Raw genomic sequence first — 23773 nt, forward strand, 5'->3', positions numbered from 1 at the left:
CAAGGAGCGCACGTGAGGAGGCAAGGAGCCCCTCGTGCTGTCGACACACGGAGTGCGCGGGTGATGCGGAACGCGGCCGGTCGTCTCGCCGCCAAGGGTCAGCCCTCGCGATCCCTCGCACTTCGCGAACGCTGACCAGACCGCCCATCCAAAAGTACGCTTTATGGACCATATGGTCAAGAACCTGCGTCGCCGACGCGGCACACCGGGCCGCGTTGCCGGATTTCGCCGCTGTCTGGACGCCGCCATCGAGCCCTGCGGCGACGTCCTCGACCGTAGGCGAGGGCATCAGCGGGGCCAAGAGACATCACCACGCCGGCTGAGGCTGCCCGTCCCAGCAGGAGGTACACGGTGGTGACCGCCGACGCCCTGTACACCCGGCGCGCACTGCGTGGCCGTCGTGAAGATGAACCATCCGGGCCTGTACGCCCAGCTCAGGACGCTTCCCTAGCGGGACATCCCGCACGGGAACCGCACTCGCAGGCAAGTGCACCCCACGGAGACGGGGCCGCAGCATACGCGGCCCCGTCTCCGTGGGGTGCACTGTCGTGAGGTGTGTGGGCTACCTCACCCCGGGATGCCCGGCGACTACTTCAGACCAAAGGCCCGGACCACGGTCTGACTGACGCTGTTGCCCTGGGTGTCCCCGGCGGTCACACGCAGCGTCGCGAAGCGGGCCTTGGACGGCGCCGCCAAGTGCGCCTTCCAGTCGCCGCCAAGGTGGCGCAGCGCCAGCTTGTGCCAGGTGGCGCCGTCGTCGTACGAGATCTGGAGCGCGACGCTGCGGATCGTATGCGAGCTGGGACCGCCCGTCAGATGCGACGGCGTGACCTTCAGGTCGCTGTGCCGTCCGGCCTTGCCCGACAGATCCGTACTGACTCCGTAGTCCAGTTGAACGAGCGGCAGGTACGCGCCCTCGACCGCGGCGGTGGAGGAGGTGAACTTCCATTCCGTGTGCGAGCTGGTCGCGTACGGACTCATGCCAGCCCCGCGTGTGCTGTCCAGGACGAGCCGGTACGGGAGCCTGTCCGGCGCAACCTCCGCCTGGACATGGTCCACGCCCTCGCCGATCAGTGTCTTCCCCTGGTAGAGCTTTGTCGCCCAGGAGACGTCTCCCTCCCACACGATTCCCAGGTGCCCACCGGAATCGCCCCAGGCGGGCATTCCGAAGGTGGCAATGATGTCGCCGAACCGTGACGGCGCGATGTTCACCTTGTTGTCGTTCAGCATGCGCGCGTGCTGAACGGGAGCGAACCAGGTCTCCTTGGTGGTGCTGCGCGGCGCGTAGGACCGTGCGGCACTGATTTCGGTGAGGTCCGGTGTGGCCGCCAGCTGGGTCCACTTGACGCCGGGCGAAGCGGTGACCCAGACCGTGTGAGTCCCCTGGGCCTGCTGCAGCGTCGCGGCGCCGCCGACCGCGAAGTCGAACCCCGGCGACAGGTCGTAGCGGACGTCCACCGCTTGACCCTGCTTGTAGTCACGGTATGACGTGTTGATCCGGGCGAGGCTGCCAGCGCCTGGCCGGTATGTGAGATCGGTGGGGATGGCTCCCTTGTGGTGCTGCACCAAGTCGTACAGGTAGTCGGCGTAGGGATGGGACGAGACGGACAGGCGTGTCCTACCGAGCCGGATCCGCTGGATGAGCTCCTCGCCCTCGTCCGCGGAGAGGGATGCGACGGGCAGCGCGGCGGCTTCCGGCAGGTCCCACCAGGCGTCGAGCCGACCGTAACCGTCATGCACGATGAGCAGCAGCTTGGCCCCGGCCTTAGCTGCGGCGATGGCCTGGTCGGGAGCGGTCACCGTGTCGTTCCTGCGAACGATCGCGATCTTGCCCCGTACCTGTACCTTCGCGAAGTCAGATGCCGCACCCTTTCCGGCGTAGACCGTCGCGTAGTTGCCCGTGCCCTTGGCCATGCTGGGGGACATGCTCTGGACCTGCAGGTCCTCGAACGACTGCGACGAGGAGGCCACGGTCAGCGGCGGTTGCACCTGGCGCCAGCGCGTGGCGAAGGTGTACGAACCCTGGGTGACCTTCGACGTGGGAGTTGCCCACAGGCTGTCGTAGACGGCCTCGATCTCGTAGCTGTCGGTGAACGGGTGCAGGGTGCTGTACGACCGGTACTGATCCACTCGCACCGAGCTCGTCGCGGTGAGCTTCGGGGTGACGGCCCTGACTCTGCGGAGAGCGGAGGCATTGAACGTGAGTGTCCGGTCGTTGTCGACGACGACCTGCGGTGCGCTGAGGACAGCGCGGCCCAGTGAGTGCGGGCCGTTGACGCCAGGTACATCCGCGTACATCCAGACCGAGTACGTGCTGGGTGCGAGGTTGAGGTTCAGGCTCCCGCTGTCGTCAACTTCGAAGACCTGGGGCACCGTGTCCCGGGCGATGTCTTTGACAATCAGCGTCCCCGGCAGTGCAGTGCCGTGCCAGCCCGTCCCCTTCACCGCGACGTTGACCCGTCGGCTCTGCTTGTTGCTACCGATCAGGGTGTGAGTACGCAGCACACCGTCAGGGCCGGAAGCATTGAGTATCCCGCTGTAGCCGACGTCGTCGGACGCGAGGTCCAGATGGGTCGTCACGGTTGCCGTGGCGGTGCCGTGTGCGGGAACGGTCACCTGGGAGGCCGAGAGAGAGAAGAGGCCCGTCGGTGAACCCGGCGTGCTGAGCGCCAGGTCCAGGGTGACAGGGTCGGCAGCGGTGTTGGTGTAGGTGACGTCCTTGGAAGCCACCTGGCCCTGCGTGTAGGGCCACTTAGCCGATGCGAAGGCGGAAGCTGACGCGACCACCGAGTCCTTGACGGCGGCCGCGATGTCCACCCGGCCGCTGCCGCCCATGTACGGGCTGAACTGCGGAGTCGACTTGGTTGTGCTGACCAGGGCATCCTTGAGTTGCTGCCCCGTCCAGTCGGGATGGGTCTGTGCCAACAGGGCGGCGGCACCGGCGACATGGGGCGTCGCCATAGAGGTGCCGCTCATGGTCTGGTAGCTTCCCTCGCCCTCGGAGGCATATTGGGAGCGGGCCGCAAGTACATCGACGCCGGGGCCGGTGAGCTCAGGCTTGAGCGCATGGTCGCCTTTGCGCGGGCCGCGGCTGGAGAAGACGGCCAGCCGGTCGGAGGCGTCCACCGCCCCCACCGTCAGGGCCGCGTCCGCGGCGCCGGGCGACGCCACGGTGGAAAAATCCGGCCCAGCGTTGCCGGCGGCGATGACGAACAGTGCACCGGTCTGGGCGCTGAGCTGGTTGACGGCCTGGCTCATAGGGTCGGTGCCGTCGCTGGGGCCCGATCCCAGGCTCATGCTGATGACCTTGGCGTGCTGATCCTGAGCAGCCCACTCCATTCCCGCCAAGATCCAGGAGTCCTGACCACTGCCATCGTTGTCGAGGACCTTGCCGATGTGGAGTTTGGCGCCGGGAGCGACGCCCTTCTCCTTGCCATCGGAGGCAGCACCGGTGCCAGCGATGGTCGACGCTACGTGTGTGCCGTGACCATGACGGTCCGTCACATCCAGGCCAGGGACAAAGCTGGCGGACGCGGCGATCCTGCCTCCGAAGTCCGGGTGCGCTGCGTCGATGCCCGTGTCCAGGACCGCGACATCCACGCCCTGGCCCGTATCGCCACCCTGCCAGACCTGGGGCGCCCCGATCTGCGCGGTGGTGTCGGCGAGCGTGGCCTTGACCTTGCCGTCCAGCCAGATCTTCGCGATTCCGCCTGTCAACGCCGGTGCGGCGCTCTTGCTTCGGGCGTGCACGGACGCGGGTGCCTTGCCGGTCAGGGCGGACCAGAAGTCCGGTGCACGGCGGTGGTCGGCGGAGAGCGCGGCCCCCTGAATGCTGTCCAGGGTGCGAGTGCGGGTCGCCCCGGTGGGAACGGCTTGCTTGCGCGAACGGGTTGCCGCGTCGGTATAGGAGACGATCAGCGGCAGATGCTCGCTGTGTGCGTCGTCGTACCCGTCGGCCAGCAGTTCGGTGACATTGAAGAGGTGCTCGTCCAGCTGGCCGGAGGCGATGTACGGCATCGCGGCGTCGGGATAGACATAAGTGTCCTTCCCGACGCTCATGGTGTGAGCGCCCACCGGACCGCCGTTGGGGCCCCGCACGGTCGCGAGGAGGTGGTCGTCGCCTGGGCTGGTCACCGTGACCTTGTCACCGGTGATGAGGGTGACAGTGCGGGGGGTGCCCGAGTGTGCGCCCGAGAGTCCGCGCGGGATCGCAGGCGCGGCCGCCGGCGCAGCGGCCGCCGACGTCGGAATGGCCGCCAGTACCGCGAGGGCAGCCCCCAGGGCTATCAGCCTGGGTCTGCGGGAGTGGGGAAGTGACACAAAGAATCCTTTTTTCGGAACGTCGGCCACGGGCACCACCAGACGCGTGCCGCCACATGATCAGTGGATTGATTGTGTAGTCCATATGATTCAAAGGGAAGACCCAGTGGACCTCAACTGGCGCCCCTCTCAAGACTTATCGCCCGCCTCGAGGTCCGTCAGCTGCTCGGCTGTGAGCTCGGGAGGAATGCCAAACGAGGCGCTGCAGAAGAGTGCGCGTCCGAGGGACAAGAAGGCTTCGGGGATGCCGTGGTGTATCTCCCAGCGGATCCGCAGGCGGCAAACCAGTGCAGGTGGTGAACGCAGGCTCTACGACCCACCATTGGGTACCCAGTCCGGAGCCGGCGCTGCCGAGGAGCCAGACGACGCGGGCCTTTGCCCTCCGTGAGCAGGGACCAGCTTCCGGGCCAGGTCGGCGTCGGCGGATGGCTGTCGGACGCGGCCCCGTACACGTGAACCCTGGCCGTGCCTGCGCCGCGCTCGGCGAGGGCATGAATCAGGGCGTGGCGCTGGTCGTGCTCGATAGCGTCGGTCAGGACGTGTTCGGTAGGTTGATCTGCCAACTCGCCCTTGAATAGGCCCAGGTGGACAGCATCCGGACGAGGACATCGTCTTAGCACCTTCATGCCGCCTCGGTCGCATCACGCCAATTTTGGGCACCGCACGCCCGGCGCACCGCGCCGGTTTGGCGCACCCGAAGTAGCCCTCGCACATCACTACGTGCTGGAAAGGCCAGACTTCGAACTCGACCGTGGCCACGTCGAGTCCAGTCGCGCCGCTCGGTCATACCGGCTTCCGCCCGGTCGGTGGACGTCACCTGTGGGTTGCCGTGATACCCGTCGGCAGCGCCCCACTCTGAGCCCGCTGGCAGCTGCCCCACGTCACGGACGGCAATCGGTATCAGCCGAGACCACGCTGCAAACTCAGTAGTCGGTGCTGGCCAGGGCGAGGTCAGTCGTCATCCGACACAGAAGGTTCTGCACGACAGTGATCTCGTCTGGTTTCAGCCATGGCGCCATCCAGGGCTGGGGGGATGGCGAGGGCGCACTCACGTAGTGCAACGCCCTGGGCGGTATGCGTCACTTCGACTACTCGCTCATCGTCGGCCCACCATTGCCGCTTGTACAGGCCGTTGGTCTCCAAGCGCTTGATCAGTGGCTTCAGGGTCCGTACTCGAGGTGGGGCAGCGAGGGCTCCGGGGACTCAGCAGGCGTGAGGGCGTCGGTACTGCTCACGGGCTTTTCTCCTCTGCTGTCAGCTGGCGAGCTGCCGCGACCATTCTCACAATTCCAGGGCAGGCAATGGTCTCGTGCATGATTAGTTTGTGCACAAATGAATTGGGGGCTATGGTTATGTTTGGCCCGGCAGACGGGGCCCGCCCGGAGCCTTCGGCCTGAGGCAGCAACCCAAAGGAGAACCACCATGACCCGCAAGCATCTGCACCGCTCGCCTTGGACCTACGCCACCGTGCTGGGCGCCAGTGCGGCAGCGATCGCGTTGACGACCACCGCGCCCGGGATGGCCTCCGCTGCGGGTCGCTCCCCGGCTACAAAGCCCACCGTTGTGCTGGTTCACGGTGCCTTCGCGGACTCTTCCAGCTGGAACGGGGTCATCGCCAGCCTGCAGCGCGCGGGCTACCCGGTCGCCGCTCCCGCCAACCCGCTGAGGGGGCTAACTCAGGACGCCGGCTATCTCAGCAGTTTCCTCAAGAGCGTGCATGGGCCCGTCGTGCTCGTCGGTCACTCCTACGGCGGCTCGGTCATCAGCCAGGCAGCCGCCGAAGCCCCCAACGTCAAGGCGCTCGTCTACATCGCCGGCTTCTCTCCCGACAAAGGTGAGAACGCGGCAGACCTCTCCAGCAAGTTCCCCGGGAGCACACTCGGCCCGACTCTCAACTCCGTGTCCTTCCCGCTTCCCGACGGCGGTACTGGCAGCGACCTATACATAAAGGCCGACAAGTTCCACGACCAGTTCGCAGCCGACGTCCCCAAGTCGACCACCGACTTGATGGCCGCAACCCAGCGCCCGGTGGCCGCCAGTGCGCTCACCGACAAGGCGACCGCAGCGGCATGGAAGACCATTCCCTCCTGGGACCTGGTCACCCTTCAGGACAAGAACATCCCGGCGGCGGCACAGAAGTTCATGGCCAAGCGGGCGCACTCGCACACGATCGAGATCCAGGCGTCCCACGCCGTTCCCGTTTCCCACCCGGCCGCTGTCGCGAGCCTGATCGAGAAGGCTGCCCACTCAACGGTCCGATAGCACGCCGCGTCCGCAAGCCACACCACAAATCGACACACGGGTTTGCCGAGTTTCGGTGTCGACCGCTTTCGGATGGCACGGAAGCCCTCGTAGCCGCCTACGTGCTGCGCCTTCGCCTCGCCCCGATGAAGCCACGGTGCAAAGCATCGAATGCTCGGCTGCCAAGCGTGGGCGATGCCGCCCGCGTGCCCGCTTCCATCAGGGCCGCTGGGCCGAACGCTGACGCGGGCTGCGGGCGGTCGACGTCTTGCACGCAAACTTCTGTGCCGTCTGCGAGGAGCCCGGGTCGTCGGCGGCGCGGGTTTCGCCGCTGTTCTCGGCACCGTATGGGTGTGGAAGACGTGGTGATCGTGCCTGCCGAATTCTACCGAGGGCCGGACTCTGTGCCGAGGGCGTAAGCGAGGTACAAGCACCCTGCGTGGCGGCGTCGGGATGGGGGCCGGGTGAGCGTGAACCCGGCTCATCCGACGGCCCGTTCCTCGTCAGCCGAGGCCGAGGCGCGGTGGCTACCCTCCCTGCCTCCAGGCGACGAGAGGGTAGAAGCAGGGGGCTTCGATCTGGCTCCCCAACAGTTTGTACCGGCGACGATCGCCCAAGGCGGCTGCGCCATGAAAAGAGAGCCAGAACTTCCGTAAGCCCCCCACCCTCTGGAAGACTCGCGCGCCGGCGTGATGATGAAGTCGCCATCGGGCCGCTCGTGATGCCGCGCCACAAGGTCCGCCGCCTGCCAGCCATCGACGGCCACCGCTTGGTCGACAGGGTCGGCGAAGCCGACGTGGCCGGCGCCCTGCACCGACCTCCGGGTTGGCGACCTGCTGGAAGCACTCTCTACCGACTGAACGGCACACGGCCCCTGGCCGCTCAGCCATCAGTCGCTTCCCACAGCTTGCCCACATAAGCCGAGCTGACCCTGACCGCCGAGAACAGCGATGACCTTCACGCTCCATTGCCTTTCTCCCCCACGAGACGAGCGTTCGGCGGTTCCCGCCCAGGGACCGCCCAGCTGCCCAGGAGTGCCCACTCCGTCAGAGCGAGCTGAGCGCCGCCTGCGATGGCATCTCGCGTCGGGCAGCGCCTGGCCACCGGTGGTAGGTACTGCTGATGGCCTGCGGGATGTCTGGAGCGCGATCACGACGTCGGTGCAGGTCCTGGACGCCCCTATGGCCGAGCATGCGATCGAGAGTGGCGAGGCAGTGACGTGACTCACGGTTCAAGGGGCGGGGAATCGGTGAGTCATTCTCACGGTTGGACAGCAAAGTAAGCGTGAGAATGATTTGTGTTGCAAGGCAGCAGCACTCTCCGTCCAGGTAGCTTCGCCGGCTGCCGCGACGGGGCCGTCGTCTCGTTCACGACTGCAGGAGGACCGGCGTGAGCCGGCAGAAACTAGCGAACGCCCCCGGCCTCACTCAGGGACGCTGGTAACAAACCCTCCTGAGGTCTTGACGCGAGCTATTCGATTCATTGCCGCACCAAGACAAGGAAGTAACATGTCCCGCATCCCCCTGATCCAGCCCGAAACCGCCACTCCTGCGGCGGCTGAGTTGCTGAATGGCGTCCAGAAGGCCATGGGAGTCACTCCCAACATGACTAAGGCAATGGTGAACAGCCCGGCCGTCCTCAAGGGCTACCTGGCATTTTCCGGGGCCCTCGCCAGCGGTGAGCTTCGCCCGGAGGTCCGGGAGCGCATCGCTCTCCTGGCCGCCCAGGAAAACGAGTGCGACTACTGCCTTTCTGCGCACACCTACATCGCTACCAAGGTGACCAAGCTCGACCAGGGCGAAGTGGAGCGGGCGCGGCACGGCAAGTCGGCAGACCCGCAAGCCGATGCGGCACTGCGCCTGGCGGCGGCTGTTCTGCGGAGCCGCGGTGACATAGCGGATGGTGACGTCGTCGCAGCCCGCGAGGCAGGACTGTCGGACGCAGAGATTGCCGAGATCATCGCCGCCGTGTCGCTAAGCATCTTCACCAACTACTTCAACAAGGCCGTAGGCACGGACCTCGACTGGCCCGAGGTCCGGCACGACCAGTGAGTGTGCCGTCGCTGTGCCCAGGTCTCCGTGTGTCTGGGCACACCTCGCGGCGCGAAAGCCGACGGTGGCAGGGAGTCAGCACAGCCCCAAGGGCCTGATCTGTCCGATGCGGCATGGATCTAGACTAGGGCGCCGGGAAATCCTGCAGACCTGTCACAGAGCTACAGGATGATTCGTTAGGAGTGTGCCGTGCATGAGTCGCCGATCATTGGAGATACGCTAGCGCTCGACCTTGCGAATACACACTTCGCCGTTCGAGGAAAGCCCGTAGAGGGTCTGTCGAACATAGAGGCCCTGGAACACTGGCTGGCAGCCATGCGTACGAGCCAGAGCCTCGCTCCTGTTTGCACCGTAGGCCCAGCAGGTCTGGCGAGTTTCATCGAACTCCGCGATGCGATCCGAACGGTCGCTCGAGCCCTGATTGTGGGTGACGGAGAAATCGGTGACGCAGTAGATCGAATCAACAACTTTGCGCGCGCCAACCGCGCGAATCCAAGACTGGACATGGAGCAGACCGGCTTGATCTCACGCTCCGAGTCGGCTGCAACTGGCATGCACAGGCTGCTGGCGGAGTTCGCCTGGGATGCTGTCGATCTCTTCGGAACCGAACGCAGGAAGCTGCTCCGTTCCTGCCCGGCACCTGACTGTCCTCTGCTCTTCATCAAAGACCACTCACGCCGTAAGTGGTGCCAGCCTTCGTGTGCGAACAGGGTGCGAGCGGCTCGCGCCTACCGGAAACAACGCAAGGCCGCTGTTCCACAATCACACTGAGCATGAGCGGGTTGGAATCGGATTCGCGAGCCGGACTGCAGAGTCACCTGCTGCAAGTACGCCTGTGACCGCCCAGGCAGACCTGTAGGCCGGAGCTGCGGATGACTTGTGGCGATCAGGGAACACTCCCGGACGTCGCCAGCTGCACGCTTCCGAGCCTGCTCAATACCGGTTGCGGACAGGGTGCCGATCACCATTCGAGGTGGCCTGGACGGCCTGTCCGATGAGCCGAGGCCCTCGCCCCCGCGCCGGTCCGAGACCTTTCAGTTGTCCACGGACTCGTTCTTCATCGACAAGGTCCGCGACGTCGTGGGCTTCTACCTGGATCCGCCGGAAAGAGCGCTGGTCCTCTGCGTGGACGAGAAGGAACGGGTGCCGAAATCCTGCTGGACCTCATCTGAGTGACCTACCTCACGGGAACTGCCCCGGTATATCTGACAGGTACCTACGTGAAGCAATCCTTGCGAGCTCGTCTGCGAGCCGGCGATCCAGAAGCTTTCCGGCAGCATTTTCAGGAACTAGGCCAGGCGATCTACGCGCATGCCTACAGAGCCACGGGCGACTGGTCGGCGGCCGAGGACACGGTGTCACTGACGTTTCTGGAAGTGTGGCGTCTGCGGGAGCAGCTGGAGGAGGGTGACGAGAGCGTGCGCCCTTGGGTTTACGGCATCGCCACCAACGTCCTGCGTAACCGCGGACGCTCTGCGCGCAAACACCAGCAGGTCCTGTCCCGCTTCCCGGCAGCGGACACGGTGCCGGATTTCTCCGACGAGGTCGCTGAGCGCATCGATGACAGTGAAAGACTCGCAGCGGCCAGAGCGGCGGTGGCCAAGCTGCGCCGCGCGGACCGCGATGTGTTCATGCTGTGCGTCTGGTCCGACCTCAGCTACGCCGCGGCAGCCGAAGCACTCGGCATCCCGGTCGGCACCGTGCGCTCCCGGCTGTCGCGAGCACGTGCCCGTCTACTCAAACTGACCGAGCACGAACTGCGACGTGCGAGAAAAAGAGTGGAACCCCCCAAGGACTTGCGACAGATACAGGGCGACCGCACACCCGCGGTCCGGTCGATACAGGAGAAAGCCCGATGAACGCCCCGAACAACGGTGAAGACGTCGAGCGCCAGGAGCTGTCCCACCTGCTGCCGCGCCCCGGCACACCTGGTCTCTCTCCCGCCCGGTCTCAACGTCTTGAGGAATATCTGATGCAGGAAGTCACCCAGACCAGCGCGCACACCCAGCCGTCTCCCGCCGTGAAGCGCGGAATGCCCCGCTGGAGCCTGATCTCCGCGCCGATTGCGGCCATGGCCGTGGCCGCGGCCGTCGTGGCCAGCACCACCGGTACGACCCACGGCGACGACAGTGTGGCCATGGCATCGGTCATCAAGGTGCAGCCCGCCTCGGCCACCGGCACCACCGCCCTGCTCACGCAGGTCGCGGACGCGGCCGGCAAGCAGAAGGCCCCGGTCGTCGGTGCCAACCAGTTCATCTACGTCAAGAGCAAGGTCGGCTTCACCCACCAGGTCAAGCAGCGCACCATCGGCGGTCCCGCCAAGCTCGACGCCGTCCACCAGCGCGAGGTGTGGCTGGCCGCCGATCCCTCGAAGGACGGCCTCATCCGTGAGGGCGGCGAGGACATCACGATCCACAACAGCGGTGAGGGCATCGTCAACCCCGACGCGGGCAAGCCGCAGAACCCGCGCCCGGGCACCGTCCCGCAGATCGCCTCCCTGCCCACCAATCCCGACGCACTGCTGAAGCAGATCTACTCCGACACCCGTGGCCAGGCCCCCGGCAAGGACGCAGCCGCGTTCAACTGGGTCGGCGACGCCGTGTCCGAGTCGATCGTTCCCGGGAACGTGGCCTCCATCATCTGGCGGGCCGCCGCAAAGATCCCCGGCGTCGTCCTCGTCAAGGACTCCGTCGACGCGGCCGGACGCCACGGCGAAGCCATCGCCCACGTCTCCAACGGCGAACGCACGGAATACATCTTCGACCGCGACACCCACCTCTTCCTCGGAGAGCGCAGCTACCTCATCAAGGACACCCCCGAGGGCAAAGCCGGCATGCTGACCGGCACCAGCGCCATCCTCTCCCGCAACGTCGTGAACAAGATGGGCGAACTCCCCGCAGACACCCGCGCCTAAGAGCTGTCCGGCCGATCACGGTCGTGGGCGGTCCGGCACGATGTCCGGGTGAGCATCATCGTCGAGTTCTTCGCGGCTCCGGATGACGCGTCCGCGGCTCTGGTTCTTCAGACCAGGACCGCGGCGCGCATTCGAGTCGCTTCCCCTTCGGCAACTTCGATCCCGAAGCTGTGGTCGAGTGGCAGTGCCTTCTTGCCGGCGGCAGCGAGGAACTCGTCGTAGCTGGTGAAGCTCGTCTCGTCGCTGGCCAGGGTGATGATGGGTGCGTCGAATTCGCGATCTCGCCTCGCCTGTCCGCAGCACTCGCCGAGGCTGAGAGCTCCGAGTTGAAGGATGACGCGGTGGAGCGGTCCTTGCGGCGTGGGGAGGACGGTGAGGCCATAGACACGGAGATCGCTTCCGTGATCCTGGGGACTAGCTGTTTTCGTCAGCAATGCCCGACGCAGGGGCAGGACATCCGTTGCTGAGTCGCGCAAGGGTTCGCGTTCGGAGCCAGATCGCGACGGACCCCGCGGTGACCGTGCCGAGGTACTACGTAGCGGCGCTTGATGCCCCTATAGATGTCAAGCAGCAGCGCCAGCGGGTGTTGTCGGGCCAGTTGCAGTGTTCGCTGGGACGATCGGTAGATCTCTCGTGCAACGTAGCGTTTGAGACAGCGGATGATCTTGCGACGTGTCTTGTCCGCGGCCAGGCGCCGCCGTAGGTAGTCGCGGGTGTGGTCGTCCCAGCGCAGGCGGCTGAGGACGATGCGGTCGAGGGCAGCGTCGGCTTGGCAGTTACCTCCGCGGTTCAGCCTGCGACGCCGGGTGTGAGCGTTCACGTTTTTCCCCACGACGAGTGGTTTGAGCGTCATGTAATTCCCCATCCCGAATTCTCCTAATTCCCCAGGGGTACGACGGAGTTCGGGATCGAGGGACCTGGTCATCGCGGAGGCGCGTGGGCAGCTCTCGGCCTGTAGTGCGGATGGCCGATGGGCAGCCCGGATGGCGAGGAGAACGTTCGTCGTGGTCGACATCACCGAGATCTATGTCCACTGGTACGCAGGCCGATCGAAGAGCGAGCTGGCCGCGTCGCTGGGGGTGGACCGCAAGACGATCAGGAAGTACTTGGCACCGGCGGAGGCGTCCGAGATCGTCCCGGGCGGTCCGCCGATGCGAGAGGCCGACTGGGCCAAGCTGATCAAGAGATGGTTCCCTGAACTGTCTGACCGGCGGCTGCGGCAGATCACCTGGCCCGACATCGACCAGCACCGCGACTACATCAAGAACCTGCTGGGGACGGTGACCGTCTCCACGATCCACCAACGGCTGCGGGACGAGCACAAGCTCGACGTGTCGATCTCCTCGTTCCGCCGGTGGGTACATGCCACGTTGCCCGATGAGACGACAAGGTCGCAGGTCACGGTCTTGCGCGATGACGTCGAGCCGGGCTCAGAAGCTCAGATCGACTACGGCCACCTGGGCCAGTGGACCAATCCGAAGACCGGCAAACGGCACCGGATCTGGGCCTTCGTGATGGTACTGCCGTGCTCGCGACACATGTTCGTCCGCCCGGTCCTCTACCTGCACCAGCACGCCTGGACCGAGGCCCACGTCGCCGCCTTCCGCTACTTCGGGGGCGTCCCGCGCCGCCTGGTCCCGGACAACCTGCGGACCGGCGTCGACAAACCCGATCTCTACGACCCGAAGATCAACAAGGCCTATGCCGAACTCGCCACCCACTACGGCGCCTTGGTGGATCCAGCCCGCGCCGCCCGGCCCAAGGACAAGCCGCGGGTCGAGCGGCCCATGCCCTACATCCGGGACTCGTTCTGGCGTGGACGGGAGTTCACCTCGATCGAGCACATGCAGGCCGAGGCTGTCGCCTGGAGTCAGAAGGTGGCGGGCCGACGACAGTGCCGGCCGCTGCAGGGAGCCTCACCGATGGCAGTGTTCGAGGCCGTCGAAGCCCAGACCCTACTGCCGTTGCCACCCACTCCGTTCGTCCTGGCTCGCTGGTCAACAGCGACGGTCGGACCGGACATCCACATCAAGGCCGGCCGCACCCTCTACTCGGTGCCCTGGAAACTGATCGGCCGCCGGGTCGACGTCCGCTCCACCGCCACGATGGTGCAGGTCTTCCTCGACGGCGACCTGGTCAAGACCCACGCCTCGCTTGACCAGGGCAAACGCACCGACAAGGGTGACTACCCGCCGGAGAAGATCGCCTTCCAGATGCGCACGCCAATCTGGTGCCGGACCCAGGCATCCGAGGTCGGGGACGCCTGCCGGACCGTCGTCGACCAGCTACTGGAGGTCAACGCGCTCTACCGTCTCCGCGCCGCCCAGGGGGTCGTCGGGCTGAGGAAGAAGTACGACGAGACGCGGCTGGAGGCCGCCTGCGCGAAGGCAATCACGGTCGGTGATCCGTCCTACCGCACCATCAAGGGCATCCTGATCGCCGGCACCGAGACCGACCCGGAGCCCGAATCAAGCGGAGACGCGGGAGCCGCAGCCTTCCTCCACGGGCCCCAGCGACTGTTCGCCTCCGTCGCCCCGGCCGAGACGGCGGACGACATGCACGACGACCAGGTCCACGGCGAAGCTGAGGGAAGCATCTGATGAGCGTGATGGACACCGCCCTGCGCGAGTCGCTGAAATCCCTGCGGCTCTCGGGAATGCTGGAAACCCTCGACGCCCGCCTCGCCCAGGCCCACGGCGGCGAACTCGGACACCTGGACTTTCTCCAGGTCCTCTGCCAGGACGAGATCACCCGCCGCGAGACCGTCGCCTTCCAACGACGCCTGACACGGGCGAAGTTCGAGCAGCAGGTCACCCTGGAGGAGTTCGACTTCAACGCCTCCTCGAAGCTCCCAGCCGCCCAGATCCGAGATCTCGGGGCCTTGCGCTGGCTCCACTCCGGCGAGTCGGTCATCCTCTTCGGGCCGGTCGGGGTCGGCAAGACCCACGTCGCCCAGGCCCTCGGCCACCTCGCGATCCGCCAGGGCGCCCACGTCCGCTTCGCCAAGACCAGCCGCATCCTCGCAGACCTCGCCGGCGGCCACGCGGACCGCACCTGGGACAAGCGGATCCGCGAACTGGTACGGCCCGACGTGCTCATCCTCGACGACTTCGCCATGCGCCAGCTCAGCGCGGCCCAGGCGGATGACCTCTACGAACTGGTCAGCGAACGGCAGGGACGGTCCCTGATCATCACCAGCAACCGGGCACCCAGCGACTGGTATCCGCTCTTCCCCAACCCCGTCGTCGCCGAGTCGCTCCTGGACCGCCTGATCAACACCAGCCACCAGGTGATCATGAACGGCCCCAGCTACCGCCCCAACAAGCGGCCAAAGAACCCCACTGACAAGACCAAGTAGGAAAATCGGTGGACGTCGTCGGGATACTGCCCTCATGGCCGTCACTCAACAACTTGCCCGCATCCCTGCGGAGTACCTCACCTCCTGCCAGCAGTCAGCTGACGAGTCACCGGATGGAGATCCTCACTGGGATCCACCCACGGCGGACACCCTGGACCTGGACTGGGCGCCGACTCTGCTCGAACGGATCTGCGAGCTGGGAGGTCTCGATGACGTCCACCTCAACGCTCTGCGGCAGTCCACCGAGGGCGATGTTGCAATCGACCTCGGCTTCCTCAACACACACCCGCATGCCATCGGTCCCTTCGGGCCCGCTCCCACGGCCCTCTCCGCGGCTCAGGTGGCTCGCGTCTCGGAACTGCTCTCGCAGATCGACTTGACCGCCCTTCTGGCCGCCTTGCCGACCGACGAGACAGAGGCCGCTTCCTTGATCGGCGACGGGCCGGCCAGGATCGTCGGCGGCCCGAGGAAGTACCTGCTGGGGCACTTCAATGCCCTGCGAGAGTTCTACCGTGATGCATCCCAACGGCACCTTCTTCTCGTGCTGTGGTGGGACTGACACCGGGCGTCCTCCAGTCAGATCACAGCAGCACCCTGGGGAATTACGTGAACTTCCGCCTGGGGAATTGCGTGACCGTCCACACCCGGGTCTTACGAAGGACACCTCGACCGGGCTGGTGCCGCATAGCGCTGCGAAGGACGCCTTGTTGGCCAGTCGCTCGGGGTTGTCGCCGGCCGTGATGAGTAGGGCTGCGGCGCTGTCCGGTCCGCCGCCACGGACTTCCAGCAGGCCCGGCGTACTCGCTTCGACGGCCTGGGCTATCCGCTTGTTGAGTTCGTCGTTTTCCTCGGACAGGTGCCGAATACGGTGGGCCAGCAGCCTCAGAGTGTGACGGGCAGCCGCGGCCGGCTCACTTGAGTGCTGGGGTTCCAACTCGGCGCAAAGCTTGAACAAGTGCGGGTTACCCAGTCCCGCCAGCAACTCGCGGAGTGCGCAGCTGGTTGATTGGTTCTGGACTTGATCGCAGGTCCCTTCGCCAGCCTGAACAATCGGAGCGTCTCCACTGGACCATCTCCGGTCTTCGCCGAGGCGGTGGCTCGTGCGGTCAGCACAGCGCGGGCTGCGAGCTCAGCGTCGATGGCGTCGGTCTTGCCGTGACAGCGTCGGGCGACCTTGTCGGCTGGTTGACCTCGGTCACCTCGATGCCCTCAGCGCGCCGGTGGCGGGTCAAGGCGGCTTCGTAGGAACCGGTGCATTCAACGCCGGCCCGTCGCAGCACGCCGAGCGATTTCGCCCAGTCGAGGAGCTGGCGATATCTATCAGTGGTAGCCGGGAAGCTGCGGCCGGCGGTCAAGAAGTGGCTGCTGGCCCACCCCCGATTCCACCTGCACCTCATCCGAGCGCCGGTGAGCACGGTGACGACCCCACCAGGTTCGGCACGGCCTGGGACCTATGCAGGAAGCGCCCCAGTGACCCGTGAATCCGGGCCGGTTGCGTCGGCGTCACGGCGGCCCACGCGTTCGGCGGCGCGCAGTCACAGCGCCGTGAAGTCGGCGCTGTTCGCAGTCTCACTTCAGAACGTGCGCGACCAGGACTCCGTCCGGCAGCCGCAGCAGCACAAGGCGGCTCCTGCCCGTGCCAGACGCGGTGGATGTGTGGCCAAGAGCCTGACCTTCGTCAGTCACCTGCACCGCAATGGCTGTGACCGGATCGGTCAGAGCGCAGGGCCACTGGAAGAGTCTGGGACCGTCGGCTCCGGAGATCGGCGACCGGGGCAACCCCCGGCCTTGCTTCTTGACCGGGCGGTTCGAAATAGTTATTCTTAACCGAGCGGTCAAAAAGGGTTGTCGCCCCACACGAGGATCTCAGCCGAAACGGCACTGCACCTTCCCCAGCCCCGGGGGAGCGTGGCCGCGGCGCGAGTCCTTGTGTCCATTTTTGAATTCGTTGGAGGCTCCTGTGCGAAGCATTGTTCACGACCGGTTCGGCGAGCCGTCGGAGGTCCTGCGGGTGACGGAGGTCCCGGACCCGGCGGCGCCCGGACCCGGCGAAGTGTTGATCCGGGTCACGACGCGCCCCGTGCATCCTGGAGATCTCGCCGGCATTCGCGGGCGCTACACCACCGATCACCACCTGCCGGCCCCGGTCACGCCGGGCATGGAAGGCGTGGGCACGGTCGAGGCGCTGGGAGACGGTATCGGCGCGGACTCTGGCCTGACCGTGGGCGGCAGGGTGGCGTTCTTCCCCGTTCCGGGCGGCTGGGGCGAGCGAGTAGTTGCCCCCCGTCAGTTCGTGACGCCGGTCCCCGACACCGTCACGGACGTGGCGGCCAGCCAGCTGATGGTCAAGCCGATCACCGCGGCAATGCTGCTGCGTGCCGCCGAAGAGGCGGGGCTGTCGGCCGACAGCGGGCTGCTGGTGCAGACCGCCGCCGGATCCGGCGTGGGACGCTTGGTCACCGCCATGGCACTCTCCCGCGGATTCGCAACGGTCTCGGTCGTCCGCAGCGCCACCGGAGCCGCCGTACTGCGCGAGACGTTCGACGTCCCCGTCCTGAGCACCGACGACAACAACTGGGTGGCGCGGCTGCGCGAGGCGGCAGGCAGCCGGCCCGTCCAGGTAGCCGTGGACCCGATCGGCGGAGCGATCTCCGTCGAGTTGACCGGCCTGCTGGCCGACGGCGGCACCCTGCTGACCTACGGCGGACTCGCCGAGGGCGAGCCCATGGGCCTGGACGCGATGACCCTGACCTCGCGCGGGCTGACAGTACGCGGTGTGACCATCGGGCGATGGCTGATCAGCGCCTCCGAGGCACTGCGCGGGCAGGACATCGACGGCGCCCTGAAGCTTGCGCAAGAGCGGCCCGATCTCTTCGACGGCGCAGCCGAGTACGACCTCGCTCACGTCACCGACGCGGTCCAGCACATGGAGCGCTCGGGCAAGACGGGCACGGTTCTCCTCAGTTCCCCCTCCGCCTGAGCAACGGCATGCCAGCCCGCTCGCCGTGTCGCTCATCCCAAGGAGCGATCGCATGAAGATTGGAACCATCCGAGCTGGCACGGTCTCGGCGGCCTCCGCCCGTCAGGCGTTGACATCCGGGCATCAGGTCGTACTGAGCAACAGCCGCGGGCCCGCCAGTCTCCAGCAGCTCGTCGCCGAACTGGGGCGCAGCGCCTCGGCCGGCACCCGGCAGGAGGCTGCCGCGGCCGAGATAGTGCTGGTCGCCGTGCCGTGGCCGGTCGTCCCCATGGCCCTTGACGTGCTGCCGGCGTGGGACGGCCGCATTCTCATCGGTGTCACCAACCAGTTCGCCTCCCTCGCCAAGGTCTCATCGACGACCTTGGGGACACCACGGGCAGTGAGTTCGTGGCGGAACTCGCGCCCGGCGCCAGGGTCGTCAAAGCATTCAACACTCTCTTCGCCGAGTACATCGCCGCCCCACGGCGTGCGGTCTCGTCCTCTTCCATGCGGGGGACGACGTGGTGGCGACGGCGGCGGTCGCATCGCTCGCCGAGGGTTTCGGGTTCCCCCCTCGACGTGAGCGCCCTGCGCAGCGGCGGGCGGATGATGCAGGTGGGCGGCACACTGTCGGCGCACCACCTGCTCCAGCCGGAGCCGTTGGAACGCCTCTGACCCATAAATTCCGACCTCAGCGGCGCCCGCCACCGGTCAGCGCCTCGGATGACGAAGAGAGCCCGCCCGCTGACGACGAGTCCGGATTGGTGATTACTGAGGTTTTCAGGGTGGGTTCGGTTGGGTGAGGGGCAGGCCGGTGGCGGTGAGGCATCCGTCAATGAGGTGGGGCCGGAGCTGGGTTCTGCGTAACTCGCGGCGGAGTATGGGGTCGAGGTCGTCGGGTGTGTCGAACGCGGTGTTGGCCATCGCTCTTCGCAGCAGGGACCAGATCCCCTCGACGGGGTTGAGATCGGTGTGTCGGCGGGAGGCGGATGGTGGTGAGCCAGTCGTGCTCGGCCTCGTACCGCTTCAGGCCTGCCGTCATGTGCGTGTTGAGATTGTCCCAGACCACCACGATGGGGCCGCCGAGCTGGATGTGGGCCCGTACCAGCAGGTCCCGGTAGTCCTTCCAGGAGAAGCTCTTGCGTGCACCCTTCAACAGCAGGTGACCGTGAGGCCGGTAGATCAGCCGGCTTGCCTCGCCGGGTTTGTAGCAGCACAGGGCTGCCACCGAAGTCCGTCTGCGGGAGCGTCCTCTGACCCGGATGAGGGGGGTGTGTCCGCGTCGGCCCCAGGTGCGGGCACGGGGCGGCGTCATGGAGAAGCCGGCCTCGTCCTCGAAGACGATCCAGCCCCCACACGCCGCCGCGATCCTTTTGCCCGCGGCCACACCTCCTTCTTCCACAGCTCGATGGCGTGATCGTCGCGTTCGAGTGCTCTGCGGGCGGGTGCCTGCCAGGACCAGCCGTGCCGTTTCAGCAGCCGCCACACCGTCGCCACCGACAGACTCAGCCGGAACTGTTGGCGGATCACCGTCTGGACCCTGGCCAGGGTCCACCGCTCGTCTTCGAAGCCGTGCGCAGCCGGACCCTTGCCCAATTCCGCTTCCAGCACGGCGAACTGGGCATCGGTGACCGCCGGGGAGTTCGCCGGCCCGGCCGAGCGCAGGGCCTCCATCCCGCCCTCACGCCAGGCGCGGCGCCAGCGTTCCACCGACCGCACACTCACCCGCAGATCCTTTGCGATCACCGCGGTCTTCTCCCCCGCCGCGAACCGCCCGCCGGCCTGGAGCCGGATCCCCTCACGAAACGCCCGACGCTCAGCGGTCAGGCCCCCACCCTCCGGATAACGATACCAACGGCATACCGCAGGGATCATGAACCGTCACTACCCGACGACAACCCGAAATCCTCAGTAGGGGCAGAGTTCCACAAAAGAACCGTAACTATTATTGTGACGTCAGGGAGGAGGCGGTATGAGTGCCAACAGCAGGCTGACCATTGCCACACACGCATTGCTGTGGATTGAACTGCACCGACGCCAGGGCTACGAGGTAGCCACCTCTGAGCAGATCGCCGGAAGTGTCAACACCAACCCGGTTGTCATCCGGCGGCTGCTGAGTGAGCTGCGCAACGCACAGCTGGTCGAGTCGCGTAGAGGCGCGGGAGCCGGCTGGCAACTGGCGCGGCCGCTGGAGGACATCACGCTCCTGGACGTCCAGAACGCGCTGGAAGCCGGTCCGCTCTTCGGTATGCACCGAGCCACCCCCAATCAGAACTGCCCTGTCGGCTACGGCATCCGCCCCGCGATGCAGATCGTCTATGACGGAATGGAAGAAGTACTGCGGCGCGAGCTGGCGTCCCGGACTCTCGCCGACGTACTCCGCGACGTCATCGCGGTGCCGTGAATCCTGACAGGTCAGCAGCCTCGGACCCTGCGCTCCCAGATGTAACACAAAGTGTTACGATGAGCTGAGCCCGGTAGCACCAGCATTCCGGGCGGTCGGACAGCCAGACATGATCAGGAGCGACACTCGCCCATGCTGTTCCAGCAAGCGCACATCGAGGCATACGAGAGCAGCGACGGCAAGATCGGCCACGAATGGATGGAGGGCGTGTACACGCTGGTCCTCCACACCATCGGCCGGACGAGTGGGGCTGTGCGCAAGTTCGCGGTGATCTACCGGAAAGTCGACGAGCGCTACGTCCTGGTGGCCTCGCGCGGCGGGATGGACACCCATCCCAACTGGTACCTCAACCTCGTGGCGCAGCCCGAGGTCCAGGTTCAGGTCGATGCGGAGAAGTTCATCGTGCGGGCACACACCGCCGAGGGCCCCGAACGGGCCGCACTGTGGCCGCTGATGGTGGAGGCCTTTCCCACGTATGCCGAGTATGAGCAGATGACCAGCCGTGTTCTGCCGGTCGTCGTCCTCACACGAGTCTGAGGACCTGCCCACAGGCAGACTCCGCAAAGCCCCTCAGAAAAGGCGGTTTCCAGTGGGCTTCGGCGAGTCGACGCCCTGCGCTGCGGGAGACCGCTCCGCCGCGCCCAACCACTCGGTGTACAGAAGGTCTGCGGGCCGCTCCACCTGTCGGCCGACCGCCTCCGCCGCCTCGACAGTTCCGCTCGCGACGGTGAACGACGTTCGGTGGGACTGATACTCCATCGGTCCCACCGAACGTCCCGTTCGCTAGCAGTTGCTGTGTGCCGCGGACAGCCGTGGGGCTGTCCACAGTGCGATGAGGGCCGCAGCCGAGACTGCCGCCGCTATCAGTAGGTCGGGGCTGAGGCCTGCACTGTCGACGGTGACACCTCCCAGGAAAGCACCTGCGGCGAGGGCGAGTTGGCTGGCGGAGATGAAGAGGGCCAGTCCGCTGTCGGCCTTCTCACCCATTGCGTCCAGGATCCACAGCTGCAGTCCGAGCGGCATCGCACCCCAGGCCAGGCCCCACAGTCCGACCAGCACGACCGCGCCCGGTGCCGTCGTGCCGATCAGCGGGAGCAGGGCCAGCGATGCGACCAGCAGGATCACCCCTGCGGTGAGTGTCCCCCTGATGCTGCGGGCCGCGGTCACGCCCGCGGCGAAGTTCCCCACGATCCCGGTCACTCCGAACAGCAGCAGGACGGGTGTCGTCCAAGTGCTGTCGATGTGGGCGAGGTTGTGCAGCGCGGGCGACAGGTAGGTGTATCCCGCGAAGTGGCCGAAGAAGACCAGCACCGAGGCGATCACGCCGGCCCGGGCCCTGGGCATCTTGAAGAGAGTCAGCAGCGACCCGAACGTGACAGCGTGCTGCGCCGGCATCCGCGGGAGGGCGAAGAACTGCAGGACGAGGGTGGCCAGAGCTAGACCGGTGATGATCAGGAATCCCGCGCGCCAGCCCAGTAGGTCACCGGCCAGAGAACCCAGCGGAAGGCTGGCCACGGTCGCCAGGGTAATACCCGAGGTGATCACTGAAGCTGCCCGAGGAACGACCTGTACGGGAACCAGCCGGGGGGCGACACTGACGCCGATCGTCCAGAACCCTCCGACCGCCACGCCCAGCAGCAGTCGCGCGACCATCAGCACGGAGAAAGCCGGGGCCAGTGCTGCCAGCAGATTGGACGCCACGAGCAGGACGCTCAGCGACAGCAGGATGACCCTTCTGTCCACCCGGGCCGCGGCCATGGTCAGCAACGGCGCGGAGAGCGCGGCCATCAGGCCCGGGGCGGTCACCATGAGCCCCGCCGTCCCCTCCGACACATCAAGGCTCTTCGCCACGTCGGGCAGCAGCCCGATCGCGAGGAACTCGGACATGACCAGGGCGAATGCCCCCGCCGCGACCGCCCACACAGCCACCCAGTTCGTCCCACCGGAGGTCGTGGACGGCACACCTGCTCGGGCGTGCTTACCGAGAGCCGGTTCAGTACTCAGCTCAGAGGTCGTTGAGGAGTTCATGTTCGTCTTTCGGGAAGGGGGCGGGGCCCGGTGGGGGTGGGGGGGAGGTCGGCTCTCAGTCCTCGAGGGCGGGGTAGTCGATGTATCCGCTCACACCACCGCCGTAGAAGGTCGCCGGGTCGGCCTCGTTGAGCTCCGCGCCGGTGCTCCAGCGACGCACGAGATCAGGGTTGGCGATGTACGGGCGGCCCACGGCAACGACATCGGCCAGGCCCGCGTCGAGGATCCCCTGCGCGGACTCCTTCGTCGTGACCTGTGCGAAGCCGTCACTGGCGATGAAAGGTCCCGAGAAGCGCGTGCGCAGCTCCTGGATCAACGCCTCGGCCGGGTCGGCGAGCGCGTGGAGGTAGGCCAGGCCCAACGGGGCGATGCCGTCGAGGAGCGCCCGGTACGTGGCAGCCGTCTCGGCGGTGTTGTCCTCGATGGCGCCGTGGATGTTGTGCGCGGGAGAGATACGGATCCCCACCCGCTCCGGCCCTATCGCGTCAGCGACAGCCCCGGCGACCTCCACGACCAGCCGCGCCCGAGCTGCCGGAGACCCTCCGTACTCGTCGGTGCGCAGGTTCGTGGAAGGAGCGAGGAACTGGTGAAGCAGGTAGCCGTTCGCCGCGTGCAGCTCCACACCGTCCAGGCCGGCCTCGACGGCGGATCGGGCCGCGTGCACGAACTCCTCAACCAGCTCGGGCAGTTCGTGTGTCTCCAGCGCCCTGGGCACCGGGTAGGGCTGCATGCCCTTCGCGGTGAAGATCTCGTCCGGGGCCGCAATGGCACTGGGAGCCACCGTCTCCTGGCCTGGCTTGTTCTCAGAGTGCGCGATGCGGCCCACGTGCATCAGCTGCACGACGATGTGACCGTTCCGCGCGTGGACGGCCTCCGCGATCGGACGCCACCCCTCGATCTGCTCAGGGCTGTGGATTCCCGGGCTGTCGAGGTAACCCTGGCCGCGCGGGCTGGGCTGCGTCCCCTCGGCGATGATCAGGCCGGCACCGGCCCGCTGCCCGTAGTACTGGGCACTGATCTCCTGCGGCACCTGCCCCTCGCCGGCCCGGTTCCGGGTCATGGGCGCCATGACGATGCGATTGCTCAGGACCCATTTCCCAACGGTCACCGGCTCGAACAGGTTGGTCATCGATATCTCCTTCTACGTGCACTACTCGGGGAGGCATCCAGCAGGGGAAGGGCGGACGTCACTGCGTGGTACGCAGACCCCTGGCCGGAGGCCGGGCAGCGCCAGGCAGCAGCCGACGCCCATCGGTCGGACGGCTTTGAGACTCCGTCCGGCACGAAATTGAAGCAACTCTTTTGGTTACATCGAGGAATGCGACTGCACTGTTGCCCTAACCGAGGCAGCAACAGGAGTTGCAACCAAAAAAGACGACTGAGACCGCGGGGTGGCCTGGACTGGCTTGGCGGACAGCGAGTTGGCCGCCGCCGAACCAGGACGGTGCCCGTCAGCCAACCCGCCCCGCCCCATGACAGGACCGCTTCACGTCCGACG

General features: G+C 66.5%; 15 protein-coding genes and 4 pseudogenes. 13 read left to right on the top strand and 6 right to left on the bottom strand.

Annotated features, from left to right (window positions below; genetic code table 11):
- Positions 1-588: 588 nt before the first annotated feature.
- Positions 589-4320 carry a S8 family peptidase gene (locus OG878_RS40095; RefSeq protein WP_328891658.1) on the bottom strand — a complete coding sequence of 1244 codons (3732 nt, stop codon included), beginning with the start codon at positions 4318-4320 and terminating at the stop codon, positions 589-591.
- 1422 nt (positions 4321-5742) lie between these two features.
- On the opposite strand from OG878_RS40095, the gene OG878_RS40100 reads away from it, so the two are divergent.
- The 6 genes and pseudogenes from OG878_RS40100 to OG878_RS40120 all read left to right on the top strand — a co-directional run bounded on the left by OG878_RS40100 (position 5743) and on the right by OG878_RS40120 (position 11526).
- A complete protein-coding gene (locus OG878_RS40100) occupies positions 5743-6582 on the top strand; it encodes an alpha/beta fold hydrolase (protein ID WP_313934985.1) in 840 nt (279 codons plus the stop codon).
- 1487 nt (positions 6583-8069) lie between these two features.
- Positions 8070-8612 (top strand): carboxymuconolactone decarboxylase family protein, encoded by a 543-nt coding sequence (locus tag OG878_RS40105; protein ID WP_328891659.1) that lies wholly within the window; start codon positions 8070-8072, stop codon positions 8610-8612.
- A 189-nt stretch (positions 8613-8801) separates the two neighbouring features.
- Positions 8802-9383, top strand: coding sequence for a CGNR zinc finger domain-containing protein (locus OG878_RS42520; protein WP_443049301.1), 582 nt, complete (start codon positions 8802-8804; stop codon positions 9381-9383).
- Between the two features lie 243 nt (positions 9384-9626).
- A pseudogene (locus OG878_RS40110) lies at positions 9627-9758 on the top strand (IS630 family transposase); the annotation flags it as partial.
- 74 nt (positions 9759-9832) lie between these two features.
- Positions 9833-10471 (top strand): RNA polymerase sigma factor, encoded by a 639-nt coding sequence (locus tag OG878_RS40115; RefSeq protein WP_328891660.1) that lies wholly within the window; start codon positions 9833-9835, stop codon positions 10469-10471.
- Positions 10468-11526, top strand: coding sequence for a CU044_5270 family protein (locus tag OG878_RS40120; protein WP_328891661.1), 1059 nt, complete (start codon positions 10468-10470; stop codon positions 11524-11526). The genes OG878_RS40115 and OG878_RS40120 overlap by 4 nt, the downstream gene beginning before the upstream one ends.
- 107 nt (positions 11527-11633) lie before the next feature.
- Here OG878_RS40120 and OG878_RS40125 read toward each other — a convergent pair whose 3' ends face one another.
- Together OG878_RS40125 and OG878_RS40130 are read right to left on the bottom strand one after the other, a co-directional pair.
- Positions 11634-12002, bottom strand: a complete 369-nt coding sequence (locus OG878_RS40125) for a hypothetical protein (protein ID WP_328891997.1) — start codon at positions 12000-12002, stop codon at positions 11634-11636.
- Positions 12003-12089: 87 nt separating this feature from the next.
- Positions 12090-12334, bottom strand: a pseudogene (locus OG878_RS40130) (IS110 family transposase); the annotation flags it as partial.
- Positions 12335-12530: 196 nt separating this feature from the next.
- Here OG878_RS40130 and istA point away from each other — a divergent pair.
- The 5 genes and pseudogenes from istA (at position 12531) to OG878_RS40155 (ending at position 18518) form a co-directional block, all read left to right on the top strand.
- Positions 12531-14126, top strand: a complete 1596-nt coding sequence (istA, locus tag OG878_RS40135) for an IS21 family transposase (protein WP_328884825.1) — start codon at positions 12531-12533, stop codon at positions 14124-14126.
- Positions 14126-14884 (top strand): IS21-like element helper ATPase IstB, encoded by a 759-nt coding sequence (istB, locus tag OG878_RS40140; protein WP_328884826.1) that lies wholly within the window; start codon positions 14126-14128, stop codon positions 14882-14884. Before istA ends, istB begins: the two co-directional genes overlap by 1 nt.
- Positions 14885-14918: 34 nt before the next feature.
- The gene (locus OG878_RS40145; RefSeq protein WP_328884827.1) at positions 14919-15443 is read left to right on the top strand and encodes a DUF1877 family protein; all 525 of its coding nucleotides are present in this window, start codon (positions 14919-14921) and stop codon (positions 15441-15443) included.
- Between the two features lie 1401 nt (positions 15444-16844).
- Positions 16845-17864, top strand: coding sequence for a zinc-binding dehydrogenase (locus tag OG878_RS40150; protein ID WP_328891662.1), 1020 nt, complete (start codon positions 16845-16847; stop codon positions 17862-17864).
- 52 nt (positions 17865-17916) lie between these two features.
- Positions 17917-18518 (top strand): annotated as a pseudogene (locus tag OG878_RS40155) (NADPH-dependent F420 reductase).
- Between the two features lie 105 nt (positions 18519-18623).
- Here OG878_RS40155 and OG878_RS42525 read toward each other — a convergent pair.
- Positions 18624-19718 (bottom strand): annotated as a pseudogene (locus tag OG878_RS42525) (IS630 family transposase).
- A gap of 97 nt (positions 19719-19815) precedes the next feature.
- Between OG878_RS42525 and OG878_RS40170 the strand changes: the two are divergent.
- Positions 19816-20247: an Rrf2 family transcriptional regulator gene (locus tag OG878_RS40170; protein WP_328891665.1), complete on the top strand. Its 432-nt coding sequence runs from the start codon at positions 19816-19818 to the stop codon at positions 20245-20247.
- 132 nt (positions 20248-20379) lie between these two features.
- Entirely contained in the window at positions 20380-20784 is a 405-nt protein-coding gene (locus OG878_RS40175; RefSeq protein ID WP_328891666.1) for a nitroreductase family deazaflavin-dependent oxidoreductase, read from the top strand.
- Between the two features lie 246 nt (positions 20785-21030).
- Here OG878_RS40175 and OG878_RS40180 read toward each other — a convergent pair whose 3' ends face one another.
- Positions 21031-22176: an MFS transporter gene (locus OG878_RS40180; protein WP_328891667.1), complete on the bottom strand. Its 1146-nt coding sequence runs from the start codon at positions 22174-22176 to the stop codon at positions 21031-21033.
- Positions 22177-22330: 154 nt separating this feature from the next.
- Entirely contained in the window at positions 22331-23404 is a 1074-nt protein-coding gene (locus tag OG878_RS40185) for an alkene reductase (protein WP_328891668.1), read from the bottom strand.
- Positions 23405-23773 lie beyond the last annotated feature (369 nt).

Origin of the sequence: Streptomyces sp. NBC_00316, from assembly GCF_036158715.1 — a bacterium.
In the GTDB taxonomy this organism is placed as follows: domain Bacteria; phylum Actinomycetota; class Actinomycetes; order Streptomycetales; family Streptomycetaceae; genus Streptomyces.

Coding starts and splice junctions, on each gene's coding strand:
- OG878_RS40100 (WP_313934985.1), top strand. CDS start 5,743: ATGACCCGCAAGCATCTGCACCGCTCGCCTTGGACCTACGCCACCGTG.
- OG878_RS40185 (WP_328891668.1), bottom strand. CDS start 23,404: ATGACCAACCTGTTCGAGCCGGTGACCGTTGGGAAATGGGTCCTGAGC.
- OG878_RS40145 (WP_328884827.1), top strand. CDS start 14,919: ATGGCCGTCACTCAACAACTTGCCCGCATCCCTGCGGAGTACCTCACC.
- OG878_RS40170 (WP_328891665.1), top strand. CDS start 19,816: ATGAGTGCCAACAGCAGGCTGACCATTGCCACACACGCATTGCTGTGG.
- istB (WP_328884826.1), top strand. CDS start 14,126: ATGAGCGTGATGGACACCGCCCTGCGCGAGTCGCTGAAATCCCTGCGG.
- OG878_RS40105 (WP_328891659.1), top strand. CDS start 8,070: ATGTCCCGCATCCCCCTGATCCAGCCCGAAACCGCCACTCCTGCGGCG.
- OG878_RS40175 (WP_328891666.1), top strand. CDS start 20,380: ATGCTGTTCCAGCAAGCGCACATCGAGGCATACGAGAGCAGCGACGGC.
- OG878_RS40120 (WP_328891661.1), top strand. CDS start 10,468: ATGAACGCCCCGAACAACGGTGAAGACGTCGAGCGCCAGGAGCTGTCC.